Annotated in this window: 9 protein-coding genes; 3 read left to right on the forward strand and 6 right to left on the reverse strand. The window is 48.4% G+C overall.

The genetic code is table 11. The features are described 5' to 3' along the window. Positions 1–194 precede the first annotated feature (194 nt). A complete protein-coding gene (locus DXA97_RS10255) occupies positions 195–998 on the forward strand; it encodes a tyrosine-type recombinase/integrase (RefSeq protein WP_118719885.1) in 804 nt (267 codons plus the stop codon). Positions 999–1,098: 100 nt separating this feature from the next. Here the strand turns inward: DXA97_RS10255 and DXA97_RS10260 are convergent, their stop codons facing one another. Together DXA97_RS10260 and DXA97_RS10265 are read right to left on the reverse strand one after the other, a co-directional pair. After that, complete coding sequence (locus DXA97_RS10260; RefSeq protein WP_118719887.1) at positions 1,099–1,884, reverse strand: hypothetical protein; 786 nt, start codon at positions 1,882–1,884, stop codon at positions 1,099–1,101. Between the two features lie 65 nt (positions 1,885–1,949). Beyond that, the gene (locus tag DXA97_RS10265; RefSeq protein ID WP_118719889.1) at positions 1,950–2,924 is read right to left on the reverse strand and encodes a hypothetical protein; all 975 of its coding nucleotides are present in this window, start codon (positions 2,922–2,924) and stop codon (positions 1,950–1,952) included. Positions 2,925–3,364: 440 nt separating this feature from the next. Here DXA97_RS10265 and DXA97_RS10270 point away from each other — a divergent pair, with 440 nt between their 5' ends. Beyond that, on the forward strand, positions 3,365–5,140 hold the full coding sequence (locus DXA97_RS10270; RefSeq protein ID WP_118719891.1) for a sugar phosphate nucleotidyltransferase: 1,776 nt from the start codon (positions 3,365–3,367) through the stop codon (positions 5,138–5,140). A 186-nt stretch (positions 5,141–5,326) separates the two neighbouring features. After that, positions 5,327–6,514, forward strand: coding sequence for a cell wall-binding protein (locus tag DXA97_RS10275; RefSeq protein ID WP_118719893.1), 1,188 nt, complete (start codon positions 5,327–5,329; stop codon positions 6,512–6,514). Between the two features lie 155 nt (positions 6,515–6,669). Here the strand turns inward: DXA97_RS10275 and leuA are convergent, their stop codons facing one another. The 4 genes from leuA to rfbB form a co-directional block, all read right to left on the reverse strand. Beyond that, positions 6,670–8,343 carry a 2-isopropylmalate synthase gene (gene leuA, locus DXA97_RS10280; protein WP_118719895.1) on the reverse strand — a complete coding sequence of 558 codons (1,674 nt, stop codon included), beginning with the start codon at positions 8,341–8,343 and terminating at the stop codon, positions 6,670–6,672. Between the two features lie 384 nt (positions 8,344–8,727). After that, on the reverse strand, positions 8,728–10,098 hold the full coding sequence (glmM, locus tag DXA97_RS10285) for a phosphoglucosamine mutase (RefSeq protein WP_118719897.1): 1,371 nt from the start codon (positions 10,096–10,098) through the stop codon (positions 8,728–8,730). A 235-nt stretch (positions 10,099–10,333) separates the two neighbouring features. Continuing rightward, positions 10,334–11,179 (reverse strand): dTDP-4-dehydrorhamnose reductase, encoded by an 846-nt coding sequence (gene rfbD, locus DXA97_RS10290; protein ID WP_118719899.1) that lies wholly within the window; start codon positions 11,177–11,179, stop codon positions 10,334–10,336. Between the two features lie 51 nt (positions 11,180–11,230). After that, positions 11,231–12,259 carry a dTDP-glucose 4,6-dehydratase gene (gene rfbB / locus DXA97_RS10295; protein ID WP_118542243.1) on the reverse strand — a complete coding sequence of 343 codons (1,029 nt, stop codon included), beginning with the start codon at positions 12,257–12,259 and terminating at the stop codon, positions 11,231–11,233. Positions 12,260–12,351: the final 92 nt, after the last annotated feature.

Here is a 12,351-nt window from a genome sequence, read left to right on the forward strand (position 1 = left end):
TATACGATTATGATAGCATGAAACGTTTTTGCAAACAAGCAGAAAGCCTTCTTTCCCAAAATCTTAGACGAACGTGGATACCTTAATTTCCGCTGTGATTTCGATATAATAATAAGACGGTATATTGTCTGTATAGATTGATTTTTTCAACCGTAGACAAAAAACGTCAATATTTTTTACAAAGGAGGCTCTCTATGGAAAAGGAGTTCAAAACGTATCTTTTAGACCAGAATTTGTCGAAAAACACCATCACATCATATCTGTACGCACTTCGGCAGTTTGAAAAAAAATACGACAAGCTCACAAAGCAAAACCTGCGGGATTACAAGGTCTATTTGATTGAAAACTACAAACCGCAAACGGTCAACCTGCGCATCCGGGCCATAAACTGTTATCTGGAAAGCATCCGAAAAGAACAGTGGAAACTCCCATCCGTGAAAGTTCAGCAGAAACCGTTTCTTGAAAATGTGATCAGCGAAGCAGATTATCTGTATTTTAAGAATTGTTTAAAACGTGATAATGAAATGTACTGGTATTTTGTGGTACGTTTTCTGGCAGCTACAGGCGCCCGTGTCAGTGAACTGGTTCAGATCAAATGCGAACATGTACGGATTGGATATCTGGATCTGTATTCCAAAGGCGGAAAGCTGCGGCGGATCTATATTCCGTCCGCCCTGCAGAAGGAAACCTTAAAATGGATGGAGGAAACAAAAAAAGAAAGTGGATTCCTGTTTTTAAATAAATATGGGGAGCTGATTTCCGCAAGAGGAATTGCCGTGCAGTTAAAGCATTTCGGTTCCAGGTATGGCCTAGATCCGTCAGTAGTGTACCCGCATTCCTTTCGCCATCGCTTTGCGAAAAGCTTCCTGGAACGCTGCAATGATATTGCCATGCTGGCTGATCTGATGGGACATGCCAGTATCGAAACTACCCGGATTTATCTGAGAAAAACCAGCACAGAACAGCAGGCTATCATCAATAAGATTATTGACTGGTGACAAAAACTATGGCATTTATAACGTGACGGAACGTAAAAAAGCTGCACGCATAATCGCGTGCAGCTTTTTTAGTTAACTATTTAGAAAAAACTTCTAAATATTAGATTCCATCATCGATAAGATCATCGTTCGGAGTGGTCGGAACGGTCTTACCATTGTTAACAACATACTTGGTGTTATCCCAGTTCTTCTTCAGAGCAGTAAGGTTAGCGTTCGGATAATCCTTAGAGTCATTAAGAGTATTGTTGTTGGTGTACATCTTAATAACCTTCTCATCTACATAGAAGTACCAGTCGTTGCCATCCTTAGCAGCAGTCTTATTCTTAACAATTGCACCACTGGTGTTTACCAGGTAGTAATTGCTGGTCAGTTTACCAGAAGCTAACTCACCAAGAGTACCAACGTAGTTAACGCTGTCGCCATCTTTGTTCTGACCGATAGAAGCGCTGTAATCACTTCTCAGAGTAGCAGTGTCAATCTTGTGTACGTTTACACCAGTGCTTCCGGTATCACCATCAGCATAAACAACAATGTACTTGTCATCGCTGCCAGCTTTGATCTTCTGACCAAATTTGTAGATGTACTTACCATCATCGATACCATTTACTCCACGGCCCTTGCCCTCAGCACCGCCAGTCTTGCTGAACTGGAACTGATAGGAATCACCATCCAGGTTAATGGTTACGTTACCGGTCTTCAGAGCACCATCGCTGTCCTCGTTGTTACCGAAGTAATACAGAGTATCGAAGGAAGACTTACCAAAGTCTTTGAAGTCGCCCTCACCCTTCAGAGCATCATCCAGAGAATCGGAATCCATGTCTCTATCCCACAGTTTAACGATGTTGCCATCTTTATCTACAGTCAGAGCACACAGACCAGTCAGCATAGAACCAGCCTTGTTTCCTTCCGGAGCGAAGCCATAGTATTTACCTTTGATCTTCTTGATCTGGCCTACATACAGCTCACCATCGCTGTCAGCATAGTACCATCTCTCGTTCTCATCTTCAGCATCGCCCTTAGCAAGGTGGATCCAGTACCGTAATCTTTGAAGGTATTGTCATCACCATCAGCATCCGGAGCAACTACCTTGAACCAACCCTTGGTGGAACGAGCGCCGTCCTCTGGGCTGTTGAAGTAACGCCAGTTAGAGATTGTAGTAAGATCGTTAGTGCTTGCAGCTGTCCACTCGTAGGTCATAACACCACGCTCATCGAAGCCGTAGTACTTACCATTGAGCTTCTTCTCAAAGATATCTTTGTCAGATTTGGTATTTACACGTTTCTCACCGTTGGACTTGAAGTTGAACCAGTAGTCCATATCATCATCTTCGTCCTCATCGTAAACGGAGATTTTCTGCCAGCCAGTCTTCAGGGCACCATCTTCCCAGGAACCCATGTAGTAGGTTGCTTCTTCCCAGTCGCTGTCGCCCATAGCCAGGGTAGCATCCTCTTTGTTTACCCAGCCATACAGCATCTTACCATCCTCGTCGAAAGCATATTTCTTGCCGTCGATGGTTTTGAATTTGGTAGTATTAGAAGAAGTGCCAGCCTTGTAAGCTTTACCGTTAGACTGCATGTAGTAGTAACGGTACTCAGCCGGATCATCATCCTCATCCTGATCCTCGTTAACAACCTTAACCCAGGTGTTGGTAACCATAACACCGTTGCCATCTACGTAGTAGGTGTTGTTGTCATCATCAATCAGTTTGTCGGTAGCCATTGCGCCACCCTCTTCGGAATCAAGCCAGAACCAGTTATCTCCGGATTTTTTCCACTCGTCTTCTACTCTATTGCCATCTTTGTCATAGTAGTACCAGGTACCATCTTCCTCAACCCAACCCTGAGCTGCGAAAGAAGTCATAGCACCACCGATAGCTAACAGAGCTGCTGCAGATGCAACTGCAACTACTTTAGTCTGCTTTCTCATAATGAATGCACTCTCCTTTTTACTTTTTTGAATTTGCTACGAAATTCCTAAATTGCATTACGAGACGATTATACTTCCTATAAGGCAAATTATCAATAGTTTTTTACATTTTTTCCATGTTTAAGAATAAATGCAATTCTATGTAACTGCTTCTGGAAGTTCCCATCTCTCCATCACATTGACAGTATAATATAGTTTTTTTTGAAATGCTATAACGAAACCCTAAGCGTTTTCTTACGAAAATCTTACGGAAGTTATAGTTTTTGCGAAATATGTATTAATATTCGTACAATCTTGTTTGTGGGGTGTACGGATGTTTGGCTTTGTGCTATATTGTTCATATATTTTTATTTTGAATTATTTTTGAACAGTTGCAGAGTGCCGAGAGTCTCCGAAGAAGATGTATGGCAGCTCCCGCCAACTGGCAAGGAGGTTATTATATGGATCGGATTGGATTAATCTGCCGTTATATAAAGGAGGATCCGCGTTCTACCCAGCGGGATCTCGCACAGAAAACCGGCTTCTCGGTTGGCACTGTGAATACCTTAATTAAGGAGGCCATGCAGCAGCGCCTTATCGCGCAGGGCAAGAGTGTTGCCGGCACGTATGAGCTGACCGGCGCCGGTGATGCATTTCTGGAGCAGTTCCGCGTGGACGGTGCGCTGATCATTGCTGCCGGGTTTGGTTCTCGCTTTGTTCCACTAACGTTTGAGACACCAAAGGGACTTTTAGAGGTGTTTGGGGAACGGATGATTGAGCGGCAGATTAAGCAGCTGCATGAAGTGGGCATTACCAACATTACAATCGCGGTCGGGTATTTAAAGGAAAAGTTTGAGTATCTGATTGATAAATACCAGGTGAAGCTGCTTTACAACCCGGAGTATGCCACTAAAAACACGTTAACTACCATCTACCGGGCACGGCAGGTCCTGGCCGGGAAAAATATGTACATTCTTTCTTCGGATAACTGGCTGCGCAACAATATGTTCCACACCTATGAATGTGGTGCCTGGTATGCTTCTTCTTATATGGAAGGAAATACTTCGGAGTGGTGTCTTTCCTATAATAAGAAAGGATGCATTACGCATGTCGAGGTCGGCGGGCACGATTCCTGGGTTATGTACGGGCCAGTGTTCTTTTCGAAAATATTTTCCGAACAGTTTCTGCCGCTGCTGGAACAGTATTACCAGACTCCGGGCACAGAGCAGTTTTACTGGGAGAATGTGCTGATCGAGCATTTAGATACACTGGAGATGGATATTAACCGCCAGCCAGAGAATCAGATTTACGAGTTTGAGAATCTGGAAGAACTGCGTCAGTTCGACCCGCGTTACCAGAACCATTCCGACAATACGGCCATGGAGCTTGTCTCCGATGTATTTGAGGTGCCGGAATCGGAAATTCACGATATCCGCTGCTTAAAGTCCGGCATGACGAACAAATCGTTCCTGTTCCAGCTGCAGGGGCTGCATTACATCTGCCGTATCCCGGGGCCGGGCACAGAGCTCTTGATCAACCGCAAGGAAGAAGCCGATGTGTACCGCGCAATCCAGCCGCTGAAGATTTCGGAGCATATCATCTACATGAACGGTGACACCGGATATAAGATTGCGGAATACTACGAAGGTGCACGAAATTCCCATGCAGGCAGCTGGGAAGATGTAGCGGCATGCATGAAAGTGCTGCACAAGCTGCATGAGTCACAGCTGACTGTGGATCATGAATTCAATATCCGGGAGCGGATCGCATTTTACGAAGGACTCTGTGCGGCGCATGGCGGCACTTTATTTGAAGATTATGCTGTGGTCCGCAGCCATATGAATGAGCTGATGGACCAGCTGGATGCATTAAACCGTCCGAAGGTACTTTCCCATATCGACAGCGTGGCCGATAACTTCCTGTTTCTGCCGGATGGTTCGGTCCGGTTGATTGACTGGGAGTATGCCGGTATGTGTGACCCGCTCATCGACATCAGCATGTGTGCGATTTATTCCTATTACGATGAAGGTGCTGTAGAAAAGCTGATGCAAATCTACTTTGGAAGAGAACCGGAGGCTGTGGAACGTAAGATTATCTACTCCTATATTGCGCTGGGCGGCTTTTTATGGGCTCTTTGGGCGGTATATAAGGCATCGCTGGGCGAGGAATTTGGCGAGTATACGCTGATCATGTACCGGTATGCAAAGCAATATTACAAAAAGGTATGCTTATTGTAGGCAAGCTGTAATGAAAATGTTAACTATTTTCCTTTGTTCCATGTTATAATCAGAGTAAACATTTTGTATCTGTCCGCAGACAAGGGTTTCTGATTTATCAATCCTGTTACTGGGTATATTCTGTTACGGAATATGTCTGCACGACAGGAACCATAGTTTCGGATCACACAACTCAGGAGGAAGGGTATGAGACATACAAAAAAACTGACCGCTGCTGCCCTGGCCGGAATGCTCGGTGCCATGAGCCTGTTTTCCGGCGTGACTGCTTACGCTGCGACCGGCTGGCAGCAAAGCGGCAGCACCTATTACTATTATGATGCAAACGGGACTTTACACAAGGGCTGGCTGAATACCGATAATGGCTATTACTACCTGAATTTATCTACTGGAAAAATGACAGTCGGCTGGGAAAAGATCAATAACAAATGGTACTACTTCCAGGGAAACGGCGTTATGGCAACCGGCTGGGTCAAGGATAACGGCAAATATTACTACCTGCTGACCGACGGCACCATGCACACAGGCTGGGTCAGCATCGACAATGTTTACTATTATCTGTCCGACAGCGGTGCCATGGCAACCGGCTGGGTGAACATGGATAATGGCTGGTATTACTTTGACCCGGATAATGGACAGTGTACCGTAAACAGTGCACGGGCCATTAAGGATAGCTGGTATATGTTCGGCAATGACGGAAAAATGCTCACCGGCTGGCAACAGGTTGACGGTGCTTATTACTACTTCCACACAGACGGGAGGATGCTCACCGGCTGGCTCAATGACGGCACAAATGACTATTACATGGATCCGGCAAATGGCCGCATGTCTACCGGCTGGAAGCAGATTGAGAATTCTTATTACTACTTCAACAATTCCGGTCACAAACTCACCGGGTGGATCCAGATCAACGGAACTTACTATTACTTAAATCCGTCAGATAAGGGACGCATGGCAGCAAATACTACCTTAAAGATTGACGGAGTTTCTTATACCTTTGCTGCTAACGGCGCCTGCACAACCAGTAATGGAAATGCGCTGAATGTGAATAATACGGCGTCGAACACAACGGCTGGGACGAACACACCGGGAAGCAATTCCGGTACTTTTTCTAATAGTTTTACACCAGGCAGTTCCAACAATACCGCTTCTTCTACTCCGGGGAGCACCACTGGAAACACGACTCCAGGAAATTCTTCTAGCAGCAATAACAGCAATAATGAGTATGTTGCCACCGGTCCGGCTACCGGCAAGATCGATCCGAGTTTTAATGGAAGCACTCCATCCAGCAATACCACGCCTGGTGGAACAAACAGCAGTTCCAGCTCTGGAAATTATGTTCTGCAGGCAGGTCTGACGACCGGACCAAAACCGTAAATTCATCGTTTATCTTAAGAAGTTGCCTCTGGCAGCTTCTTTTGTGTTTTCGAACATCAAAAAAACATCCCGTACCGACTCATGTTCGAGTCGGTACGGGATGTTTTTGTTTTCATCTCAACTTGCAGAAAAATCTATGGTCATCTGTTCAGTTTTTAGGAAAAGAACAATCTGTTCACCGCACTAAAGATACCGCGGATAGAGGATCTGGTGATGTTGGAGCTTACGCCGACACCGTAGGTCACCTTGCCGCTGTCCTTGTCCATTAAGTGGATGTAGGATGCTGCCTGTGCGTTGGAGCCGGAGTTCAGCGCGTGCTCGTTGTAGTCCAGTACCTTGATCTGGACGCCGAGTGCTTCTTCCAGGCCGCGCTGTACCGCATCGATCGGGCCGTTGCCGACGCCCTCGAAACTCTTCTCCATTCCATGGTCGGTATAGATAACCTTGGCAAGGGTTGCGAACTCACCGTCGGAAGACTCGGTATCGGTAATCTGGCACTTGCGGAAGTGGATCGGCTCTTTCTTGTCTAAGTAATTCTTGCGGAACTCTTCCATGATCTGCTCCGGAGCAACCTCACCCTGCTGCTCGGAAATCTTCTGGATGATGTCTGCAAATTCTTTGTGCATGCCCTTCGGCAGTTTAAAGCCGTAGAACGTATCCATAACGAAAGCTACGCCGCCCTTTCCGGACTGGCTGTTGATACGAACGATTGGCTCGTACTGTCTGCCAATGTCGGACGGATCGATCGGAAGGTACGGAACCTCCCAGTACTGGCCATTTCTCTCGTGAAGGGCCTGTAAGCCTTTGTTGATCGCATCCTGATGGGAGCCGGAGAATGCGGTAAATACCAGCTTTCCTGCATACGGATGACGCGGGTCGATGGTCATCTTGGTGCAGCGCTCGTATACTTCTGCGATCTCGCGGACATTCTCAATCTCCAGATTCGGGTCGATGCCCTGGGAGAACATGTTGTAAGCGATGTTTAAGATATCGACATTACCGGTACGCTCGCCGTTTCCGAATAAGGTTCCCTCGACACGGTCTGCGCCTGCAAGCAGTGCTAACTCAGTTGCTGCCACGCCGGTACCGCGGTCGTTGTGCGGGTGAACGCTTAAGATTACGCTGTCACGGTTCTTGAAGTGCTTATGCATCCATTCAATCTGGTCTGCGTATACGTTCGGAGTGTTCATCTCCACGGTAGACGGCAGGTTGAAGATGATCGGCTTCTCCGGTGTTGCCTCGCCCCAGGTATCCTGAACAGCGGTGCAGACCTCCAGTGCGTAATCCAGCTCGGTGCCGGTGAAGCTCTCCGGAGAGTACTCTAACATTAAATCGCCATCGTAGTCTTTTGCGTATTTCTTGACTAACTCGGTTCCTTCGATTGCGATCTGCTTGATCTCTTCCTTATTTTTGTGGAAGACTACGTCACGCTGTAAGGTAGAGGTGGAGTTGTAGATATGAACTACTACCTTCTTGATGCCCTGGATTGCCTCAAAGGTTCTCTTGATCAGGTGCTCACGGCACTGTACCAGAACCTGTACACGGACATCGTCCGGGATAAGCTTGCGCTCTACTAACTGTCTTAAGAAGTCGTATTCGATCTGGGATGCTGCCGGGAAACCGATCTCGATTTCCTTAAAGCCCAGCTTTACTAACATGTTGAAGAACTCAATCTTCTCTTCTACTACCATCGGCTCTACCAGTGCCTGGTTGCCGTCACGTAAGTCTACGCTGCACCAGATCGGCGCTTTCTCAATTTCCTTGTTTGGCCACTCGCGCTCCGGGTAATGGATGACTGGGTTTCTTTTGTATTTCTTGATATTTAACATAATGCTTTTCCTCCAATTTGTTCGTTGTCCGAGGACAGCTGCTTTCGTTTCATGCTATCCTTGCTTTTATAGGTTGCTTCTTTACAGTTTGTACTTATTTCCGTCTACTGCCCTTTTTGTTGTCACATGACAGTTCCGGTAATGATCCTCGCTCAGCCCATAACGGGCAGTCGCTCGATCACGCCGTAGAAGCGGACAATGAACAATACTGATCCTACTGATTCAGCCCCATCTTTCATCATTCCTTTTCCTGAAAAATTTGATACGTTAAAGTGTATTTTAGCATATTTTGGTAGGTGTGGCAAGGTCTCACAACAAAAGAACTCCCGCAGCCAGCCAGTTGTAAAACCAGCTTCGGCATGCAGGAGTCCCTGTATGGATCATTTACAGCACATGTCCCTGTGCCTTCATCACTTCGATTACCTGGTCTACCAGCTTCTCGCACTGCTCCGTGGTCGGTGCCTCTACCATGACGCGTACCACCGGCTCGGTTCCGGACTGGCGCAGAAGAATGCGTCCATCACTTCCCAGGGTTTCAGTAACTTTCGCTACCTCATCCTGGACTGCCGGGTCATCCTGTGCCTGCTGCTTGTCGTGGACACGGACATTTTTCAGCACCTGCGGGAAGATCTCGACCTCGGAAGCCAGCTTACCGAGGGTCTCTTTCTTCTCCAGCATGACTTCCATAACCTTTAAGGAAGTCAGGATGCCGTCACCGGTGGTGGCATGCTTACTGAAGATGATGTGGCCGGACTGCTCACCGCCCAGGCAGTTGCCGTACTGGGACATGTTCTCGTACACATATTTATCTCCTACTGCAGTCTTCTCGTAAGAGATGCCCTCGCGGTCGAAGGCCTTGTAAAGGCCGAAGTTGGACATGATGGTGGTGACAACCGTGTTGTTCTTTAAGCTGCCGGTCTCTTTCATGTACTTGCCGCACACATAGAGGATCAGATCACCGTCTACCACATTGCCATTCTCGTCAACTGCGATACAGCGGTCTGCGTCTCCGTCGTAAGCAAAGCCAACGTCACAGCCGGTTTCTTTCACATAGTCCTGCAGCACATGGATATGGGTGGAACCGCAGTCGGTATTGATGTTTAAGCCGTTCGGCTGGTTGTTGATGACGTGTGTCTCGGCACCCAGGGCATCGAACACGTTCTTAGCAATGGCAGAAGCACTGCCGTTTGCGCAGTCCAGCGCCACTTTTTTGCCCTTGAAGGAGCGGGTAGCGATGGAGATCAGATAGCCGATGTAGCGGTTTCTGCCTGCGGAGTAATCGGTAGTGCGGCCGATCGCATCTTTTAAGGCGAATGGGATTTCACCCATCTCTCCGTCTAAATAGCGCTCAATCTCAACGATAACATCTTCTTCCAGCTTCTCGCCCTTGCCGTTGATAACCTTAATTCCATTGTCGTAGTACGGATTGTGGCTGGCAGAGATCATAATACCGCAGTCAAACTCCTCGGTACGCACGACGTAGGATACGCTCGGTGTGGTGGTAACGTGGAGCAGATATACATCTGCGCCGGAAGCAGTAAGGCCTGCTACCAGGGAATACTCGAACATGTAGCTGCTGCGGCGGGTGTCCTTGCCAATGGCAACGCGACAGCGGCCCTCCGGGTTATCCGAAGTCTTTTTTGCCTGTTTTCCGTAGTACCAGCCCAGAAAACGGCCTACCTTGTAGGCATGCTCCACAGTTAAGTTGACGTTTGCTTCCCCGCGGAAACCGTCCGTGCCAAAATATTTACCCATGATGAATTCTCCTCTTTTCTACTATGTTTCTGATGTCTGCGCTGCAATTGCATGCCAGCCGGATTGTTCCCATTTTGCTTTTCCCTGACAGGCGATTCGTCAGCCCAGGCGAAACCTGAAATTCCCGGCAGGCACACCTGCGCCGCCGGGAACCTTTTTCTTTATAACTGTACAATTTCTGCGCAGTTACCTGTATTTTCCTATTTGATTTTGCTGTTTACGCATTCGTAAACAATCAATATTCGATTTCCTTCAAGAAGCGTCCCAGCGCATCCTGCCATGCCGGAAGGCGCTCAAACCCGTTGTCGCTGAGCTTTTCCTTGCTCATGCGGCTGTTGGACGGGCGGGTGGCTTTTGCCGGGAACTCACTGCTGCTGACCGGAGTCACCGGAACATCCATGCCTGCCTGACGGAAGATTTCCTTTGCGAACTCGTACCAGCTGCACAGTCCCTCGTTGGTGGCATGGTAGCGGCCGTACTTATCGGTCTGGATCATGTCGACTAACAGTCTTGCCAGGTCGTGGGTGTAGGTCGGGGAACCAACCTGGTCATCTACTACACTAACTGCGCCGCGCTCTTTTCCGAGACGCAGCATGGTCTTGATGAAGTTCTTTCCTGCCACGCCGAATACCCAGGCGATACGCACGATAAAGTATTTATCGGACCGTTCCTCAACTGCCAGCTCACCCTCGTATTTGGTCTGACCGTATACATTTAACGGGTGACGCTCATCGTCCGGCTCCCACGGGCGGGTACCCTGACCGTCGAACACGTAGTCCGTGCTGATGTACATAAGCTTCACATCGGCCTCTTTGCAGGCCTGCGCCACGTTGCGGGTGCCCTCGCCGTTGATGCGGCGGCAAAGTTCTACGTTGTCTTCGGCTGCATCTACTGCAGTATATGCGGCACAGTGGATGACGGCATCTGCACCGGACGCTTTGATGACACGTCTGCAGGCCTCTGCATCGGTGATATCCATCTCCTCCACGTCGACGCCAATGCCCTCGATGCCGCGTTTTGCCAGTTCATTCATCAGGTCAGTTCCAAGCTGGCCTTTTGCTCCTGTTACCAGAACCTTCATGCTGTTTCCTCTTTCTGTTTCACGGTTTCTTTTATAACGGTTTCCGTGCGCTTATACTTCCTCGCGGTTTCCGTACATTTTCTCGTAATAATTCTGATACTCGCCAGAGATGATGGTCTCCCACCACTCGCGGTTCTCTAAATACCACTTAATGGTCTTCTTGATGCCGTCTGCGAATTTGGTCTCCGGCAGCCAGCCAAGCTCGTTGTGGATCTTGGTCGGGTCGATAGCGTAACGCATGTCGTGGCCCTTACGGTCGGTAACATGGGTGATGAGGCTTTCCGGCTTGCCCAGCTCTTTGCAGATCAGCTTCACGATGTCGATGTTGCGCATCTCGTTGTGTCCGCCGATGTTGTAAACCTCACCAACACGTCCTTTGTGGATGATCAGGTCGATGGCCTTGCAGTGGTCCTCTACGTACAGCCAGTCGCGGACATTTAAGCCCTCGCCGTAAACCGGGAGCGGCTTGTCTGCCAGTGCATTTGCGATCATAAGCGGGATCAGCTTCTCCGGGAAGTGGTACGGACCGTAGTTGTTGGAGCAGCGGCTGATGGTGATCGGCAGACCGTAGGTGCGGTGGTATGCCTGTACCAGCAGGTCAGCGCCTGCCTTGGAGGAGCTGTACGGGCTGCTGGTGTGGATCGGGGTCTCCTCGGTGAAGAAAAGGTCCGGGCGGTCTAACGGAAGATCGCCGTATACTTCATCGGTGGATACCTGGTGATAACGTTTGATGCCATACTTGCGGCAGGCATCCATCATCACTGCGGTTCCCTTGATGTTGGTGTCTAAGAAGATCTCTGGGTTTTCGATGGAGCGGTCTACATGGCTCTCGGCTGCAAAGTTTACGACGATGTCCGGATGTTCTTCCTCGAACAGCTTGTAGATAGCTTCGCGGTCGCAGATATTGATCTTGCAGAAGCGGAAGTTCGGGTTCTTTAATGCCTCTTCCAAGGTGGATAAGTTGCCTGCGTAGGTCAGACAGTCTACGCACACGATCCGGTAATCCGGATACTTGTTTAACATATGGTAAACGAAGTTGGAGCCGATGAAACCGGCACCGCCTGTTACGATGATAGTCATAGTTTGTTTCCTCTTTTCTTTTTCTGCAGCAATCCGCTGCGGCAGGCATGCTGCGCATAGGCTGTATACTGCTGTATTTCCTGTCGTTTTGC

The organism is Clostridium sp. OF09-36 (assembly GCF_003481985.1).
Taxonomy (GTDB): domain Bacteria; phylum Bacillota; class Clostridia; order Lachnospirales; family Lachnospiraceae; genus Brotaphodocola.

Coding starts and splice junctions, on each gene's coding strand:
- DXA97_RS10275 (WP_118719893.1), top strand. CDS start 5,327: ATGAGACATACAAAAAAACTGACCGCTGCTGCCCTGGCCGGAATGCTC.
- rfbD (WP_118719899.1), bottom strand. CDS start 11,179: ATGAAGGTTCTGGTAACAGGAGCAAAAGGCCAGCTTGGAACTGACCTG.
- DXA97_RS10270 (WP_118719891.1), top strand. CDS start 3,365: ATGGATCGGATTGGATTAATCTGCCGTTATATAAAGGAGGATCCGCGT.
- DXA97_RS10265 (WP_118719889.1), bottom strand. CDS start 2,924: ATGAGAAAGCAGACTAAAGTAGTTGCAGTTGCATCTGCAGCAGCTCTG.
- DXA97_RS10260 (WP_118719887.1), bottom strand. CDS start 1,884: ATGCTGACTGGTCTGTGTGCTCTGACTGTAGATAAAGATGGCAACATC.
- leuA (WP_118719895.1), bottom strand. CDS start 8,343: ATGTTAAATATCAAGAAATACAAAAGAAACCCAGTCATCCATTACCCG.
- glmM (WP_118719897.1), bottom strand. CDS start 10,098: ATGGGTAAATATTTTGGCACGGACGGTTTCCGCGGGGAAGCAAACGTC.
- rfbB (WP_118542243.1), bottom strand. CDS start 12,259: ATGACTATCATCGTAACAGGCGGTGCCGGTTTCATCGGCTCCAACTTC.
- DXA97_RS10255 (WP_118719885.1), top strand. CDS start 195: ATGGAAAAGGAGTTCAAAACGTATCTTTTAGACCAGAATTTGTCGAAA.